The sequence below is a fragment of the Bradyrhizobium sp. 197 genome (assembly GCF_023073375.1).
Classification (GTDB): Bacteria; Pseudomonadota; Alphaproteobacteria; order Rhizobiales; family Xanthobacteraceae; genus Bradyrhizobium.
Window position 1 is genome coordinate 55,087 of the sequence record NZ_JADPJJ010000143.1, and the last position, 17,176, is coordinate 72,262.

At 63.6% G+C, this 17,176-nt stretch carries 14 protein-coding genes; 4 read left to right on the forward strand and 10 right to left on the reverse strand.

The annotated features are described in order from the left end of the window. Window positions 1–8: 8 nt before the first annotated feature. Complete coding sequence (locus IVB27_RS31585; RefSeq protein ID WP_007592476.1) at window positions 9–296, reverse strand: acyl carrier protein; 288 nt, start codon at window positions 294–296, stop codon at window positions 9–11. Window positions 297–528: 232 nt separating this feature from the next. After that, a complete protein-coding gene (locus IVB27_RS31590) occupies window positions 529–870 on the reverse strand; it encodes a hypothetical protein (protein ID WP_247446724.1) in 342 nt (113 codons plus the stop codon). Between the two features lie 264 nt (window positions 871–1,134). Between IVB27_RS31590 and IVB27_RS31595 the strand changes: the two genes are divergently transcribed. The 3 genes from IVB27_RS31595 to IVB27_RS31605 all read left to right on the forward strand — a co-directional run bounded on the left by IVB27_RS31595 (window position 1,135) and on the right by IVB27_RS31605 (window position 4,647). After that, a complete protein-coding gene (locus tag IVB27_RS31595; protein ID WP_247446725.1) occupies window positions 1,135–1,761 on the forward strand; it encodes a ParB-like protein in 627 nt (208 codons plus the stop codon). Window positions 1,762–1,912: 151 nt separating this feature from the next. Beyond that, the gene (locus IVB27_RS31600) at window positions 1,913–2,056 is read left to right on the forward strand and encodes a hypothetical protein (protein ID WP_247446726.1); all 144 of its coding nucleotides are present in this window, start codon (window positions 1,913–1,915) and stop codon (window positions 2,054–2,056) included. A 284-nt stretch (window positions 2,057–2,340) separates the two neighbouring features. Next, the gene (locus tag IVB27_RS31605; RefSeq protein ID WP_247446727.1) at window positions 2,341–4,647 is read left to right on the forward strand and encodes a hypothetical protein; all 2,307 of its coding nucleotides are present in this window, start codon (window positions 2,341–2,343) and stop codon (window positions 4,645–4,647) included. A 138-nt stretch (window positions 4,648–4,785) separates the two neighbouring features. Here the strand turns inward: IVB27_RS31605 and IVB27_RS31610 are convergent, their stop codons facing one another. From IVB27_RS31610 to IVB27_RS31635, 6 genes are all read right to left on the reverse strand, one after another. Beyond that, window positions 4,786–5,268 (reverse strand): MgtC/SapB family protein, encoded by a 483-nt coding sequence (locus IVB27_RS31610; protein ID WP_247345530.1) that lies wholly within the window; start codon window positions 5,266–5,268, stop codon window positions 4,786–4,788. Then, window positions 5,265–5,846, reverse strand: a complete 582-nt coding sequence (locus tag IVB27_RS31615) for a peroxidase-related enzyme (protein WP_247345533.1) — start codon at window positions 5,844–5,846, stop codon at window positions 5,265–5,267. The genes IVB27_RS31610 and IVB27_RS31615 overlap by 4 nt, the downstream gene beginning before the upstream one ends. Window positions 5,847–5,950: 104 nt before the next feature. Then, window positions 5,951–7,690: an ATP-binding protein gene (locus IVB27_RS31620; protein WP_247345535.1), complete on the reverse strand. Its 1,740-nt coding sequence runs from the start codon at window positions 7,688–7,690 to the stop codon at window positions 5,951–5,953. 336 nt (window positions 7,691–8,026) lie between these two features. Then, window positions 8,027–9,412, reverse strand: a complete 1,386-nt coding sequence (locus IVB27_RS31625) for an esterase/lipase family protein (protein ID WP_247446728.1) — start codon at window positions 9,410–9,412, stop codon at window positions 8,027–8,029. A gap of 11 nt (window positions 9,413–9,423) precedes the next feature. Further along, window positions 9,424–10,524, reverse strand: a complete 1,101-nt coding sequence (locus tag IVB27_RS31630) for a transglutaminase-like domain-containing protein (protein WP_247446729.1) — start codon at window positions 10,522–10,524, stop codon at window positions 9,424–9,426. After that, entirely contained in the window at window positions 10,521–11,768 is a 1,248-nt protein-coding gene (locus IVB27_RS31635) for a hypothetical protein (protein ID WP_247446730.1), read from the reverse strand. The genes IVB27_RS31630 and IVB27_RS31635 overlap by 4 nt, the downstream gene beginning before the upstream one ends. Before the next feature lie 370 nt (window positions 11,769–12,138). Here IVB27_RS31635 and IVB27_RS31640 point away from each other — a divergent pair, with 370 nt between their 5' ends. Continuing rightward, window positions 12,139–13,107 (forward strand): catechol 2,3-dioxygenase, encoded by a 969-nt coding sequence (locus IVB27_RS31640; protein ID WP_247446731.1) that lies wholly within the window; start codon window positions 12,139–12,141, stop codon window positions 13,105–13,107. Here IVB27_RS31640 and IVB27_RS31645 read toward each other — a convergent pair. Beyond that, on the reverse strand, window positions 13,104–16,631 hold the full coding sequence (locus tag IVB27_RS31645) for a molybdopterin cofactor-binding domain-containing protein (protein ID WP_247446732.1): 3,528 nt from the start codon (window positions 16,629–16,631) through the stop codon (window positions 13,104–13,106). The genes IVB27_RS31640 and IVB27_RS31645 overlap by 4 nt on opposite strands. Further along, the gene (locus IVB27_RS31650; protein ID WP_247446733.1) at window positions 16,631–17,113 is read right to left on the reverse strand and encodes a (2Fe-2S)-binding protein; all 483 of its coding nucleotides are present in this window, start codon (window positions 17,111–17,113) and stop codon (window positions 16,631–16,633) included. Before IVB27_RS31650 ends, IVB27_RS31645 begins: the two co-directional genes overlap by 1 nt. Window positions 17,114–17,176: the final 63 nt, after the last annotated feature.

The following is a 17,176-nucleotide window of genomic DNA, read 5'->3' on the forward strand; positions in this document are numbered from 1 at the left end:
CCGCGCGCTTACGCGCTCGCGCCCTTGGCCGCAACCAGTTCGTCGATGCGGGCGCACAGGTTCTTCAGCACGAAATACTGCTCGGTGGTCGCCTTGCCGTCGTTGACCTCCTGGGTCCACTTTTCCAGCGGCAGCTTGATACCGAACTGCTTGTCGATCGCGAACGCGATGTCCAGGAAATCGAGGCTGTCGATGCCGAGGTCGTCGATGGCATGGCTATCCGGCGTGATCGTGTCGCGCGGGATGTCGCAGGTTTCAGCGATGATCGTAGCGACCTGATCGAATGTGGAGGACATCACTAAGCCTTTGATATTTTGCTGATATTTGTCGAATTTTCCAGAGGGGAACGGTGGGTCTGCATCGCGCCCCTGATGACGCCCTCAACCCCCTTCTGGCCGGGTCGAAAGCCCGTATATCGGAGCGCCGCCCTGAGTTCAATGGAGCCGGATGGGGTGGGGACAGGGCTGGGGATGCCGGCGGGTACCCGTTCGGTCGAGGGCCGGCCGCGGGCGCTGCCAGATATCTCGCCTAGGCGTGCGGAGTCGTGATCTTGAGGCAGTCGCGGCGGCCCACCAGCACGCAATCCTGGGTCCGGCGCAGATCGGCGATGCTCACCGCAAGCCAGATCCCGATCGCGGTCAGCGCGATGGTGAAGGCCAGTGCTGCGATGTTGGCGAGCATGCGATGGCGGAAATCGTCCGGTTCAGGGCGGGCCTGCTCGTAGCGCGACAGGTCGAGCGGCTCGGGCCCGACGCGCAATTGCTGCACGGTACCGTTGCCCCGGGAGGCCGTCGGGGAAGGCGAGGTGCGCGGCCTGAACTGGAGCACCCGGTGCTCGTCATCCGAGCTTATGGGCCGCTGGGTTTTCATGGTGCAGGGATCACTCCGAAGCAGCGATTTTTAGATAGCATACGTGGTGAACGCGTTGCAGAAAATCTTCTCAACGCGCACGTGCATTGCGCATTCGCACTATCCTGCTCGGGCTGCGGTGATCACGGAACCGACGTCCGGGCTGCAGGCGGTGCGTTGCAATAACTCTACGGCCAGCTGAATGCATTTTGCCGGCGCGAAGCCCGTGGCATAGTCCAGGGAACTTGAACCACCCAGTTGCAACCATGGAAGGGCCCTTCGACCATGACCACCAACACGCGCGAGCCGAGAGTGCATCCGGTGCCGATCCTGTCGCTTCGGCCGACGCAGATGACGGTCGGCATGCGCGAGGTCAAGGAGAAGCGCAAGCGCTGGCGCGAGCACGACAAGAAGAAGCAGGCCGATCTGCTCGGCAGGCACATGATCCCCGTCGTGCACGGCCCCAGCGGGCGCTATTACGTGATCGACCATCATCATCTCGGCCGCGCGCTGCATGACGAGGGCGTCAAGGAGGTGCTGGTCACCATCGTCGGCGACCTCAGGATGGTCGAGCGCGAGGCGTTCTGGGGCGTGATGGACAACAAGCGCTGGGTCTATCCCTACGACGCCAAGGGTGAGCGGCGGCCGTTCCGCGATTTGCCGAAATCGATCGTCGATCTCAAGGACGATCCGTTCCGGAGCCTTGCCGGTGAGCTTCGCCGCATGGGCGGCTTCGCCAAGGACACCACGCCGTTCTCCGAATTCCTGTGGGCCGACTATCTGCGCCGAAAACTGTCGCGCAAGGCGGTGGATGCCGACTTCGACAAGTCGCTCGAGAAGGCGATGTCCTCAGCCAAGAGCAAGGATGCGATCTATCTGCCCGGCTGGTGCGGACCGGCGGAGGATGATTAGGGCGAGACGCTCACTTCAGCACGGCGTGCGGCACCACAAAACGGACCTCATCACAGCCGCTTGAGCGAAATCATTTCCCGCGCCCAATGAAGCGGTCCTGAAACAGAGCCGGTCCATCTTTGAGGCAATTGAGCTCACACAGGAGGCAGGAATGCGCCGTCTGGTTTTCGCCGTTGCCTTGCTCGCGGTCGCCTCAGCAGGGATCTCGGCCTCGTTTGCCGCAGTTCATCACACCAGGACATTGACATTTTCCGAGCGCTTTGCGCCGGCGCTCGAGTTGATGGCGAAGCGCTAACGGCATAGTCGCAGCCCGTAGCCAACGCAGCGGTAGTAGGGCCGGGCGTCGGTATCCACTTGGTTCGAAAACGCTTTAGCGCAAGGGAAGGCGATGAAGCGGCCTTGGGAACCTCACATAGGACCCCAACCAATGAACCTTTGCGTAGTCCATTCAGACTTATCCACGCCGGGTTCTGCATCACACCCGCGGGGGCTGAAAGGCGCCGCGTGCTGCGGATGGCAGAGTTTTCCATGATCCCGGTAACGTTGCGGCCGACGCTTTGAAAATTGCGCCCGACACTCATGGAGCGCCAGATGAACGCCCAAGATCGTCCTGAACTCGACGCAATCGTGGCGGCGGTCGCGCGGCAGCTTGCTGGCCCTTTTCGCGGCAAGCCAGTGCAGCCGGATCTCGAGCAACTACCGCTCCCCTGGGACCCGCAGCATCAGCTTCCGGACGTACTTTGGCCCAGGCGACACCTCGCGCTGGCCGGCCTCGAGTTGACCCAATCAATCCAGTACAACGGCGCCGTCGGCGTCAGCTACGGCGACGACAATTCGATCCCGCTCGTTGCGCTCAAGCCGCTGGTGGTGCGTGCCTATCCATACGTGCAGCCCGGCGTTGCCGAGCCGGACACACTCACTGGCGCACGCGTTACAGGTGAGCTGGTGCTTTCGGTTGGCGATCGAATCGTTTACCGCACCGGCCCTACGCGTGCCGACGGGACCCGGCTCGGCGCGCGTAACGAGCTCTCGCGCGAGCTGTGGGACAACGAGTTGACGGTCCCAGTTGGTGGACCCGGCGCGCTTGCGTTCCACCTCGCGCACGTCAATTCGTCGCTGAATTTTTTCGTGCCAGCATGGTATTGCCGGACCGGCCACTTTTATCTCTCCGTCCGGCTCTGGCGTGCTGGCAGCGACGGCGCTTTATCCGCGCCCCGGGACCGCGCCATGACCGGGCGCTATATCGATTTTATGGATGTGCGGCCGCCGCGTGTTGCCGTCGCCAGGGTCAACTGGACCGACAGCTCCGGCAACGTTACGAGCCCCGCCGACGCGATTATGCTCAGCACGATGCGCACGGCCGAACGGATGCTGCCGTTCCCCTATTTTGAGACGACGATTCTTGGCACATCGACGAACAGCTCGGCAGCATTTGCGTCCGCCGCAACGGGTGGAGGTTGCAACACCGCGTGGACCGGCCTGCTCGCTGACTTGGCTGTCACGCGCATCTTCACCGCTCTGTTCCAGCTCGGCGATATTGTCTTCGCGTTTGTGCCGAGCGCAGCTGTTCCCGCCGCTGCCGGCACCTACAACACTGGGTGCGGTCGCGCTGAAGGCGTCGGCGCCGCCTTCGCGGGGAGCGACACACGTTTTGCCTACGATTTCATTTTCGCCCACGAGATGGGACACGTCTTCACCTGCAACCACGTCGCGGTGCCAGGCGACAGCAGCGATGACCCGAACTATCCAAACTATGGCGGAAGCAAGACCTCCATCGGCGAAGTCGGCATCGATCCAGGAACGACGCCGCCGACGCTGTTCGGCCCGTCGGACACATCCGACGTCATGTCCTACAAGTCGAAGCAGTGGATCTCGCCGTACACCTATCTGAAGATCCTTAATGCGCGCGAGAATCACCAATCCGCACCGGCCGATCCGCGTCGCGTTCGTTCGCTCCTGATCCTGGCAGTGCGGGTGCATCGCCGCGTCAGCGACGAGAACCGCATCGAGATTCGCAAGGCTTACCGGATCGAAGCCGCCGGCATGGTATCGCGGCCGAGCGATGGCGCCATTTCGCCGCTCTCGGTTGATCTGCTCGATGCCCATCGCCGGATCATTGCGACTCATCATTGTCTCTACACACGCGCGCAAGCGACCTGCGGCTGTTGTGGAGGAGGTGTAGCCGTTCCGCTCGACCGCGAGCCGTTCTACGATCTGCATGAAGCGATCGAATGGCCGAGCGAGGAAGTTGCTGCCATCTCGTTGCATGATGGCCGCGAACCGCTCGCGACCTTCGAAGTGGGCGAACCGCCGCAGGTCGATATGAGCGGCCCCGAGCGGCGGGACCAATTCCTCGCGCTGCGCGTGCACGCGCGTCATCCGCGGGCCCAGCCGTCGATAGTCGTGCTGTTCAGCGGTGATGATCGCGAGACATGGCAACCGGTCGCGTTTGATCCTCCAGATGGCGAGGTGCTGGTGGAAAGCGAACGCTTGCCTGGCGGCGAACGCTGTTTCTTCCGCGCCATTGCAACCGCGGAATTTCGGAGCGCGAGCGCCGACAGCTCTCAATTCGAGCTGCAGCGCAGCCGTCGCCGGCTTTATTTGCGACTGCCTGATCCCCAGTGTCCGATCGCGCCAGGCGCCGTGCCGTTGGGCGCGATGATCGACTGCCGCGGGCTCGGTGTTGTCCGGTCCGATGAAATTCGGTGGCATTCGGATCTGGAGGGCGACCTAGGCCTTGGGTACGAACTCGTCGCGCAATTGCAAGACGGACGGCACCTTATCACGGTAACCGCGCCGGACGGACGCGGCGGGTCACTTGCCGAACGCGGCATTATCATCGTTAGCGGTCGCCCCGCCGGCGTTGTAGGCCAAGCCCAGTTCTAACGCACACACGTGCGCTGCGTTCTCGCGGACTCCCGCCAGGATGGCTTTTCCGATCCTGGCTCATTCGAATGCAGCGCCCAGCGCGTTGCCACAGTATCACCGGTACCGAACCGGTGATCCGCCAGTGTCGAACTCGCTCTAATGTTCCGGCATTTCCGTCTCGTGCGCCTCGTCCTTGCCGCCGACCATCCGGTGCAGAAGGCGCTCGATGCGGCGGCCGACTGTCAACAGCACGAAGGCGAGCGCCAGCGCCACCAGGACGATCTTCCATTCTCCCGCGCCGCAGGCGATGCCGATGCAGGCGGCGAGGAAGGTGCAGGCGGCGCTGGTCAGGCCGCGCACGCGGAAGCGGTGGCCCTCGTGGACGATGACGCCGGCGCCGAGAAAGCCGATGCCGGTGAGGATGCCCTGGATGACCCGGCTCGTGGCATCGGTCATTTTGCCCGCCTCGGCGAACTGCACCGCCAGCAGCACGACGGTCGCGGTGGAGAGCCCGACGATGCCGAGCGTTTTCAGCCCGATCGGCTTGCCGTGCAGATCGCGGTCGAGCCCGATCGCTCCGGTGGCGACAGTCGCGGCGCCGAGACGGGCAAGGATTTCGGGCCAGTCGAGCTCGGTCATTTCTTCGGTAAGCGTCCCATCAGATAGAACTCTTCATTCGGCCGCATGCCGGTGAAATTGGCGAGCCGGTTCGACAGCGCGAAGAAAGCGGAGATCGCGGCGATGTCCCAGATGTCATCGTCGCTGAAGCCATGCGGGGCAAGTGCTGCGAAATCCTCCTCGGAGGTACGCTGCGCGTCGGCCGAGACCTTCATCGCGAAGTCGAGCATCGCCTTCTGCCGCGGCGTGATGTCGGCCTTGCGGTAGTTCGTAGCGATCTGGTCGGCAATAAGCGGGTTCTTGGCGCGGATGCGCAGGATCGCGCCATGCGCGATCACACAATACTGACACTGATTGGCGGCCGAGGTCGCGACCACGATCATCTCGCGCTCGGCCTTGGTGAGTCCGCCGTCCTTCTCCATCAGCGCGTCGTGATAGGCGAAGAAGGCGCGGAACTCGTCCGGGCGGTAGGCCAGCGTCAAAAACACGTTCGGCACGAAGCCGCTCTTCTCCTGCACGGCGAGGAGGCGCGTGCGGATATCGTCGGGGAGCGCGTCGAGGGCGGGAGCGGGGAAGCGTTGCGCGGCGGACTTTGTCATTGGTATGGATTCCGGCTTGGGGCCGGCAACCATAGTCGATGCGGGCGTCGTGCTCAACTTGGCCAAGGGCTATCGCCCTCGCGAGGTTGGGGACCAGCGTTGCCTTACCGCAGCGGCTTCTTCAGCAGCGAGAAGCGGTCCGGGTCCAGCCCCATCGACGGTTGCAGCATCGGCGCCTCGACGTTGGAGAGCGTCTTGGCCGGCGGCGCCGAGAACACCGGGTCATTCGGCACGTCGCGCTGCGAGGTGGCGCCACGCCAGCGCTCGAGCACGGCGCCGACGAAATGCATGTCGTGACCGGAGGTGACGGACGGCACGCTGCTGATGGTGGCTTCGCCGCGCGGCAACTGGTGCGGCGGCACCTCCTTGAAGCGCAGCCGTGTCGGCAGTGCGACACCTTCGCCGAACGCCAGCACTTCGCGGGTGCCGAGCGAGGGCACGAACGAGAGCAGGTTCGCGGCCGCATCCGACACCGCGGCGCGCAGCAGCGCCTGGTCGCGTTCGTTGGCAAGACGCATCGTGAACAGCGTGTTGCACTGGGAGATGATGGTGGCGTCGAGTTCGGCGGGACGCTGGGTGATGAGGCCGAGATAGACGCCGTATTTGCGGCCTTCCTTGGCGATGCGCGACACCGCCTTGCGGGTCGGCCCGAAACCGACATTTCGATCGGCGGAGGCGTAGCGGTGGGCCTCTTCGCAGACGAACAGCATCGGCGAAACGCCGTCGCTCCACAGGCCGAAGTCGAAGGCCATCCGGCACAGCACCGAGACGACGGAGTCGATGACCTCGGCCGGAAAGCCGGCGAGCTGCATCACCGTCATCGGCTTGCCGTTGGCCGGCAGGCGGAACAGATGGCTGATCACCTCGGCCATGGTGTCACCGCCGACATTGGCGTTGTCGAACATGAAGGCGTAGCGCGGGTCGTTGCGGACCGCCTCGATGCGGGAGATCAGCTTGTGATAGATGATACGCGAGGAGCGGTTTTCGAGCTTGCCCATCCGCTCGTCGATCAGCGACATCAGATCGACCAGGCGATAGGGCACCGGCGTGTCGACGGTGTAGCCGATCTGCTTGGGATCGATGCGCTTCAGGCCGATGCGGTCGGCGTTCTGGTACTGGGTGTAGACGCCCTTGGCGAGCGGAATGACCTCGGCGAGGACGTCGAGCTCCTCGGGCACGCCGGCGCGGCCACCGAACAGCACATCGACGATTTCCTCGAAATTGAACAGCCAGAACGGCAGTTTCAGATTGCGCGGGTTGAGCACCAGCGCGCGGTCGCCGAAGCAGCGTCCATATTCGTTGTGCACGTCGAGCAGGAAGATACGCAGGTTCGGGCGTGCCTTGAGGATCTCGTTGAGCAGCAGCGACACGCCGGTCGATTTGCCGACGCCGGTCGATCCCAGGACCGCGAAGTGCTTGGAGAGCATTTCCTCGATGTCGACATAGGCGACGACGGAGCTATCCTGCTGAAGGAAGCCGACATTGATCTGGTCGGAGCCGGTCGGCGCGTAGATCGTGCGCAGCTCCTGGCTCGTGATCAGGTCGACGGAATCGCCGATGGTCGGATAGTTGGTGACGCCGCGCTGGAATTTGGCCTTGCCGGCGGCATTGAGGATTTCGCCCAGCAGGTCCACCGAGGCGATTGCGATCAAATTGTCGGTGCTCGAGAGGTTCTCGCAGGACACCTCGGTGATCATCGCGACGATGACCGAGCTGGCGCAGCGGATGCTGACGAAACGGCCGACGGTGGCCCGAACTTCCGAGTCCGGCATCCGGCTTTCAGCCAGCAGCCCGACCCGCGCGAGCGATCCGCGAACCGAAATCACGCGTCCAAAGGATGTCACAATGAATGAACCTGGCAAGAGCAAGTGCTTTGCCCGGACTATGCGCGGCCGTCGCTGGACAAACGGTTAAACGGCAACCGCGCGCGCTTCCTTAAATCCGCGACAATTCGGCCGTGAGGTTTGTTCCTAATGCATACTTATGGGCGGAAACGGCCGGGAAATGCCGCTTTTCCAGGCCGGTTGGGGGTGCGGGTGGGTTAAGGAATGATTTACTATATGATCTGACATCGACCTTTCTGCGCGTACAGGTGCCGCGTCGAAGCCGCTGGTGCCGCTGCGACGGCAATTGCGCGCGCTGTTCCGCGAGCATGCGACAAAGCCGTCGATTCCGGGGGATTAGGCCAAGCTGCGCCGGATGAAGCCGATGGTTTTGGCCTGGCGAAAATAATTGCAGTGCCAAACGTCGGGCGAGTTGCCGAAATCCTCGACGCCGTGGATGGCGAGCGGGAAGCCCGTCGCTCCCAGGTCCGACATCGAGACCGTATCGACCACGAGATCGTTCTTGTCGGGAAAGATTTCGTCGGCGGCCAGGTCGCCGATCCGCAGTGCCCTGAAATTTTTCCAGAACTGCCAGCCGGGATCCGTCGTCTCGAAATTCGACTGCACGACGAAGTAGGCGGGCTGAGTCGTGCAGGGACCGAGCCGCAGCAGATTAAGTTCGTAATTGTTTTCGATCATGGATTGTCCGAACAGCCCTGGAACCAGCGCAACCAGCCCGTCAAGGAGCGGCGTGTGGGCAAGCGTGCCGGTGAAGGTCATCACCACCTCGACCAGCTTGCCGGCAACCCACAGGAACGGATTGGCCCCACCGGCGAGCTGTAACGTTTTCTCGGCGAAGGTGCCGACATTGGAAAGCAGGCTCAGCGCATGCTGGAGCTTGTCGGGCGCGGCAAGCGAGGTGCCGTGAAGCGGCGAGCCCGCAAAGACGACGCGTGTCGTGGCGGCGAGCGAGCGGCCGAACGCCTCCAGCCACCACCGCACGATCAAGCCGCCGCGGCTATGGGCGATGACGTCGATTTGTCCAATTGCATCGACGAACGCGCGCCCAAGCTCGAGCGCATTCAGAACCGGGCTGACGGCAAGGGTCGCGTGCTCGAAGACGAGAACCTGATCGTACTTGTTGGGTCCGTTCAGGGCGGCGCCAAGAAACGCCTGGCCGTCGGCAGTCGCCTGGAACTCGCCGATCATGTTGACGGCGCTCGAGAAGGTGCCGTGGACCAGCAGCAGGGTGCGCCCCTTGAAGGGGCCGTGGGCATCGGCGGCGTCGATGACGAAGTTGGACGGACCGCCCCGCAGCTGGCGTATGTGTGAGCGCAGCGAGACGTCGATTGCGGAGTTGAGGCGCATGTCGATAGCGCCGATGGCTGCGGCGGCCCTGTTCGGCTGGAGCCTTGGAAACTCCTTGGTCAGGATCACCGTCTGATCGGGAAGTGGCGGCGGCCCTCCGGCCCGCCGTGCGCGTCGACGGCGCTGTGGCGCTTCCGCGCGTGCCGGAACGCCGTCATACCAGCGCAGGACACCGTTTTCCTCGACCAGCGAAGCCGCAAGAATGTTGTCGTCGGGTGTGTTGGACGCGCGCCGTCTGCGTCGGCGCAGGCCGGCGACAGAGTCCGTTCTGTCGTCGTGATCGACATAGAGAGGCACGAACAGGTCGTCGTTGTCCGCGACCGCCTTGATCTGCGACAGGAAACGTCCGGGGTCTTCCGCAACAAACTGTGACATGTGCGATGCCGTCATTCATCGATGATTGGAAGCGGGGTGACGCTCAGGCTTCGTGCGTGCTGGATGTCGAGCATGCTGTCGAATTCCTTTTGGCTACGCAGATTGGCCCGTCCTTCGGTTTGCGCGTCCTTGAAGCTGTAGGCCCCGGTCAGGTAGGTGGCTTCCAGCATCACGAGGTCGCCCGACGTCACATAGGCCATGATCTCGGCGTAACTCATCTTGGTGAGCCTCCAGCCGTAGGGATCGACGTAGGGCAGTCCCGCGTCCCTGGTGGCCGCGTCCCCGACGCTCGGCACCGTTGCCGGTATCTTGATCACGCCCACGAAGTCGTCATGCGCCTCTTCCGATCGCCAATAGCCGACGAAGGCATGTCCGCTGAGCAGCACTACGACTGGGAAGATGCCGACATATTCGAGGCACGAGGCGAGCAGCAGCGCGAGGTCGATGCAGGTGCCGGTGTTGGACGCGACGATCTCGCTCGGCGTGCGCAGCCGCTGACTCTGCTCGGAATAGGCAGGAGGAGGGTTGATGTACTGGAAGCGATACTCGTTCACGAGCGCGGTCCAGATGGCTTGAACCTGGCGGTCGACGGCGCCATCCTCGTCCTGCTGATAGCCGTCGAACCCGGCTCCGGGATCGTCGAGAATGCCGATCAGGTAGCGTCGCGAGGCGCGGATGATCGCAAGAATTGCGGGATCTCTGGGCAGCACGAAGGAGGGCAGCCACGGGTTGTTCTTGGTGTCATCGATCCATTCGTCAACGGGGATCAGCGTGACACGTCTGGTTTCCTCGAACGCCGTCTCTCCTGCGCAAGTCACTTTCACGTACACCGCGGACTGCACCCGCTCATGCAGCGAGCGCGTCAGGCTGGCGGTGAGGGGAACGATCACCTTGGAGGACAGCGGCAGCTGCAACTCTGTCATGACCGGGATCGTAAGGCGGTAAGGGTAGTTCTCGGCGCCGACGCAGAGCTCGACTTGAATCGTGATCGCATCGACAGGATGCTGAATAAGCCGGGTCAGCGTCAACTTATCGAGCAAGGTCCTGTTGTTGTGCAGCAGGGAGTAGTTGATTTCCGGAGCGACCCCCAGGTCCACCTTGATCGGAATCATGAGGCTGCCCTCTTCTTTCGGGAAGATGCCTTCTTCTTTGCCGGACTAGATCTGTTTGCCGGACTGGATTTCAACGTCGGCTTCGGGATGGATTCGGTGCCCGGCGCGAAAATACTGCGTCCCATCCAGATCACGATCGATGTGCCATGCACGTCCAACGGCATCGCCTTCCACGACATCAGGAACGCATCCGGAATCGACAGGATCAGTTGATCCGTTCCGTGGCACCAGTTCCAATAGAATGTTTGAAAGAACAGCTCCGCGACATCGTCATCGATCTCGTCGAGAAAACCGAGAGCGACATGGGCTCCCTTCCTGACCAACTCGCGCGCGATACGCGCGCCGGAATAGTAAAGATTGAGCGTCACGATCCGGGGTGGGGTGGTTGGGTTCACAAGGGTCTCGGCAAGCTCTTCGTACAGAACGGGAAGCTCGCTTTCGTGGGCCTGGCGAAGGATCATCCCATCAGGCAGCCGTCCGGCCTTGTCGATGATCGTGTTGAAGAGCGCCTCGTTGTTCTTCTTCATGTTCGGATAGAAATCATCGATGATCCACCCGGCATGGTGAGTATCGACCCCGGTGACGTGGATCGCTTCCCAGTTCGCACTGCGGACTTTCTCGGCGAGTTCAGTTTTCTGGGGTGTTCGCAGAATCGTGCGGTATGGGTCGTCGTCCGGTCTGTTGGATGCACCGACCGCGGCATCGATACGCTGTTCCTCGTCCTTGAAGTCGTACTTGTCACCGAAGCGTCCGGGCGCGCTTTCGACGAAAAGGACGCTGTTCGGGGCGTGAGGCCTGACCTTCGCAAAACCGCTGCTGAAGAGCCGCGAGATCAAGGTGCCGTGGTAACGGCCCTCTGTGCGCGTGCCGGCGCTGAGCAGGTATTCCCAGGGAATTTCGCAGGCGGCTTCATGGATCGCGCAAGCCTCTTTATCTTGACGATCCCAGTCGTATAGTTCGACCTCGATACGGTCTACGTGCGCCAGGTCCTGCAACCGTTTGGACGACACGCCGACGCGGGCGAGGTCCTTGGCGGCACGTTTGCCGATGGATTTGCGCAAGTCGGAATCGGAAGCCCAGCGCGAGCGAACCCGCAGGAGATAGGTCCATTCCTGCGCGAGGCGTGGGAGGAGTTCGGGATTTTTGATGTCGGTGTCTTCGATGCCGAACGCGCGAATCGTGGCGATCGATCCCCCCGGCGTCGAACTGCCGGCCGAACCCGTGCTCCCGGATTGCTTGGCCATCGAGCTTCCCCCGACTCCCGGCGCACCGAGCGCTTGGCTGCTGCTCGGGTTCCCACCATACAGCTTGAGATAGCGTGCGTCGTCAAGATAAACCGGGACCGGACGGCAAATCGCCGCGCGTGAATGCCCAAGTCTTGCGCGACTAGGCCGTAGAGGTTGGCGCAGAATCGACGATGGGAGGGCGACCGATCGAGTAGTATCAGGGTAGGCTTCGATAAGACGAGTTTGTTGACGGGACCTAATCATTTGTACATTAGTACAAATGAACCGGCGGCCTCAGTGCCGCCCACCGGCGCGTGAGCGGATTACAGCCTGCGCCAGATCGCCGGATCCGGTCCGGCGGATCGCAAGCCACGCCTTGGAGGAAACCATGCAGCCCGAACCGATCTTCGATCTTGCTCATCTCGGCCACATGGAGCTGCTGACGCCCAAGCCGGACGAAAGCCTGAAATTCTTCGTCGACGTGATGGGCATGACCGTCAGCGGACAAAAGGGCGAGTCGGTCTATTTGCGCGGCTGGGACGATTACGAGCGCTATTCGCTCAAGCTCACGGCGTCGAACACATCAGGCATGGAGCACATGGCGCTGCGCGCGCGCAGCCAGCAGGCGCTGGAGCGCCGCGTCGCCGCGCTGAAAGGCTCCGGCTTCGATATCGGCTGGATCGACGGCGACATGGGGCAGGGGCCGACCTTCCGCTGCCGCGATCCCGACGGCCACATCGTCGAGCTCTATTACGAGACCGAATGGTATCAGGCGCCGCCCGAGCTGAAGCCCGCACTGAAGAACCAGGCGCAGCGCTTTCCAGCGCGCGGCGTCAACGTCCGCCGCCTCGACCATCTCAACTGCCTCGCCACCGATATCAAGGCGAACCGCGAATTCTTCGAGAATTATCTCGGCTGCCGCCTCACCGAGCAGATCGTGCTGAACGACGGCCGCGAAGCGGCGATGTGGCTGACGATGTCGAACAAGAGCTACGATTTCGCCTATTCGCTCGACCATTCCGGCACCCCCGGCCGCTTCCACCACGTCACCTACGCGCTCGACAGCCGCGAAGAGGTTTTGCGCGCCGCCGATATCTTCCTGGAGAATGGCATCCACATCGAAACCGGCCCGCACAAGCACGCGATCCAGCAGACCTTCTTCCTCTATGTCTACGAGCCCGGCGGCAACCGTGTCGAAGTCGCCAATGCCGGCGCGCGCCTCATCCTCGCGCCCGACTGGAAGCCGATCGTGTGGACGGAAGAGGAGCGCAAGAAAGGGCAGGCCTGGGGCCTCAAGACGATCGAGTCCTTCCACACCCACGGCACACCGCCGGTGGACGTGAAGAAGCACGCTTAATGTGCTGAGGTCCGGAGGCGCGTGACTGTCTCGCGCACGCCGTTCCATGCCGGCCTGTCCGGTGCGAACTGCTTGCGCAGGAAGGTGACGAGTTCCTCGACCTGCGCATCGCTCATGCTGTTCTTGAATGCCGGCATGTAGCCGAGATCGCTCGACACCGGCTCGGCGATGCCGTGCAGGATGATTTGCACGAGATTGTCCGATGTCTCGCTGTGCAAATTGCTGTTGAGCGCGAGCGAGGGGCGGGCGCCGAACAGCGGCAGGCCGCCGACCTCGTGGCAGACGGCGCAGGCGCCCTGATAGAGCCGGGTGCCCGCGGAAGAAGCGACCGTGACTCGCGTCGAAGCTTCGAGCCTGCTGGCGAGTGCGTCCTGCGTTTGTCCCTCGATCGCGGTGTCATTGAACGAATTGAGATAGACGGCCATGGCGCGGATGTCCTGGTCGGGCAGGACCGCGAGATCCCTGACGATCGGCGCCATCGGGCCGGCCGCGACGCCGTGATAGCGGGACTGGCCGGTGCGAAGGTAGGCGTAAAGCTCGTCCTCGCTCCATGGGATTGGCGCGTGCGAGAGCGACGTCAGCGGCGGCGCCTCCCAGCCCTCGGCAAAACCGCCGGCGAGATAGGCCTCACGCTGCTCGGCGCCGAGCGCGTTGCGCGGCGAATGGCAGGCGCTGCAATGGCCGAGACCCTCGACGAGATAAGCGCCGCGATTCCAGACCTCGGACTTGGCCGGATCGGGCTTGAACTCGCGCGTCCGGTGGAACAGCGCATTCCATCCGGCAAGCAGGGGGCGGAGATTGAACGGGAAGGCGAGCGTATTCGCACGCTGCGTCGCGCGCACCGCAGGCTGCGCCATCAGGTAGGCGTAAAGCGCCTGCATGTCGGAATCGCTGGTCTTCGAAAAGTGCGTGTAGGGGAAGGCGGGATAGAGCCGCCGGCCGTCGCGATGCAGCCCGTCGCGCATCGCGCGCTCGAAAGCAGGATAGGACCATGCGCCGATGCCGGTCTCGGCGTCTGGCGTGATGTTGGTCGCGTAGATCGTGCCGAACGGCGTCTCCAGAGCACGGCCGCCGGCGTTGAGCGCGCCGCCGATCGTGGTGTGGCACTCCGCGCAATTGCCGAGCGCCGCAAGCCGCTGGCCGCGCGCGATGGTCGCCGCGGAATAGACAGATGCATCGGGTCGAGCGATCGGCGCGATGGCGCGGCCAGGCAAGAGAGCCGCACCGATGCCGATTACCGCGGTACAGACGGCCGCAACCGTCGCGAACAGGCCGGCGCGTTCGGCGAACGGATTTTGCCAGATGCGAGACCGCTGCGGTGTAGCAGGCGCGGGCAGGGCCTGCGGCATCATCGATGCATCGCCGTGCAGCCCCTTAAGGATACGCTCGGGCGTGAACGGCGGCTCGCGAAAGCGCACGCCCGTTGCGTCGAAGATCGCGTTCGCGATCGCCGCAGCGCTCGGAACCGAGGCGGACTCGCCGACGCCAAGCGGCGGCTGGTCCGGCCGCGGCAGCAACAATACGTCGATCTTCGGCACGTCGGCGAAGGGGATGATCGGATAGGCGCCCCATTCGCGCGCTGCCACGGTGCCGCGCTCGAATGAGACCTGCTCCATCAGCGCGCGGCTGGTGGACTGGATGACGTTGCCGTGGATCTGGTGGCGTACGCCGTCGGGGTTGATCATCAGGCCGGAGTCCTGCCCGGCGACGACGCGCGTCACGCTGACGTCGCCGGTGGTCTTGTTCACGGCAACGTCGGCGACCCAGGCCGACCACGCCGCGCCATAGCCGGGAAATTTGCTGTGGACATAGAGTGCATAGGCAAAGCCGCGCCCGTGGACGATCTCGCCATTCTTCTCCTCGCGAACCTGCCGTGGCGTCCAGCCCGCGCGTTCGGCGACCGCATTGACGAGATCGACGGCGCGCCGGTCTTTGAGATAGCGCAGGCGGTATTCGATCGGATCGACGCCGGCCTCGGTCGCAGCCTCGTCGATGTAGGATTCATGCGCAAAGGTGTTCGGCAGCGCCGAGACGCCGCGGAACCAGGACGCGCGCACGATCGGCGCCATGTCGTGGGCGACGACGCGCATGTGGTCGTAATCGTAAGGCGGGATCGCAGTGCGGTCGCCCATCTGGAGGACGTCCGGCTTCGGCGATATCCGCCCCGTCAGCAACAGCGCCAGCGTCGGTGCGGCATTCGAAGGATAACGCGTGGCGAGATCGTAAGCAGCGACGTTGCCGTCTGCGTCCAATCCGCCATTGACGTCGATGAGTTGCGCGGTGCCCTTGGGCTCCCACGCGTGTTCCTGCTCGCGCGTGAGCTGCACGCGCACGGGCCGGCCGACCGCGCGCGAGAGCAACAGCGCGTCCGCGGTGACATCGTCGGCGCAGTTACGGCCGTAGCAGCCGGCTGCCTCTAACCTGGTGACCTCGATCTCGCTGTCCGGCCGCTCGATCAAGAGCGCCAGGTCGCCGCGCAGCACATGCGGGTTCTGCGTGCCCGACCACACCCGGATGTTGCAGTCTTGAAAATCCGCCACCGCACAGGACGGGCCGATCGAGGCATGCATCTGATAAGGCCAGACGTAAGTGCGCTGCATCGGCGTGGCCGCACCTGATATCGCCGCATCGACGTCGCCCTTGTCGATCAGCGTGCGCGGCGTCGACGGGTTGGCGCGCAGAGCCGTCTCAATGTCGGCGAGATCGGTCAGATCAGGCGTGGGCTTCCAGCTCACCGCAAGTTGCTCCGCCGCCCGGATCGCATTCTCCTCGCGCTCGGCGACCACGCCGACGAAATCGCCGATGCGCACGACGGCAACAAGACCGGGAATGTCGCGCACCGAGGATTCATCGACCGAAATCAGACTGGTGCCGACGAACGGGCCGGCGTCGACGCCGGCATAGGGCGGCCGCACCACGCGGCCGTGCAGCATGCCTGATACTCGGATGTCGTGCACGAAGGTCAGCTCGCCCGTGGCCTTGGCCGGCAGGTCGACCCGCGGCATCGACTGGCCGACGATGGCGTAATCGCCGACACGCTTCACGGCGACGTCATCGGCAAGCTCGAGGCGGATCGTCTCGCTGCCGATCAGTTCGCCGTAGCTGACGCTGCGATTGTGCCCGCGCACGAGACCGTCTTCGATTGTGAGGTCGGCAGCCGGCAGCTCCAGCCATTCGGCCGCACGTGCGATCAGGAAGTGTCGCGCTTGCGCCGCGGCCTTGCGCAGGGGAATGGCGGTGATCTGGATGGTCTCGCTCGCGATCGTCGGGCCTTGGTTCGGCACGATCGCGGTATCGCCGAGCACGACGACGACGCGCGCAAAGGAGACGTCGAGCTCTTCAGCCACGATTTGCCCGAGCGCAGTACGGATGCCGGTGCCGAGATCGACATGGCCATTATAGGCCGTGACCGACCCGTCTACGGTGATGCGGAGAAAGGTCTCGGATGTGCATTCGTCCACCGTGCGGACGACGACGAGCGAACCCGATGGCCGCTCTGCTCCGTTCGAGGCAGGGGACGCCATCAGTCACCGGCCTCGGCGAGCTGGCCAGACGCACGCATCACGGCGCGCAGGATATCGATATGCGTGCCGCAGCGGCAGAGATTGTAGCGCAGCGCCGCCAGCGCCTCCTGCTCGGTGGGCTGGGGGGTGATCGCAAGCAGCGCCTTGGTGGTCATGATCATGCCGTTGAGGCAGTAGCCGCATTGCGCCGCCTGTTCGTCGATGAAGGCCTGCTGCACGACATCGGGTTTGTCGCGGCTGCCGAGCCCTTCGAGCGTCACGATGTCGCGGCCGGCGCAGCCACTGATCGGAATGACGCAGGAGCGCGCGGCGGCGCCGTCGATCAGGACAGTGCAGGTGCCGCATTCACCGAGGCCGCATCCATATTTCGGACCGTTGAGCGCGAGGTCGTTGCGCAGCACATAGAGCAGCGGCGTCTGGCGCGCCGCAGTGATCTCGTGGATCCTGCCGTTCACGGTGAGGCGGATCGGTGTCTGCGTCATCCTCGTTCCCAAGCCTGCGGCCAAAGCTTCGCGAAAAATCTACGTTGCGACGATACCGTTTGT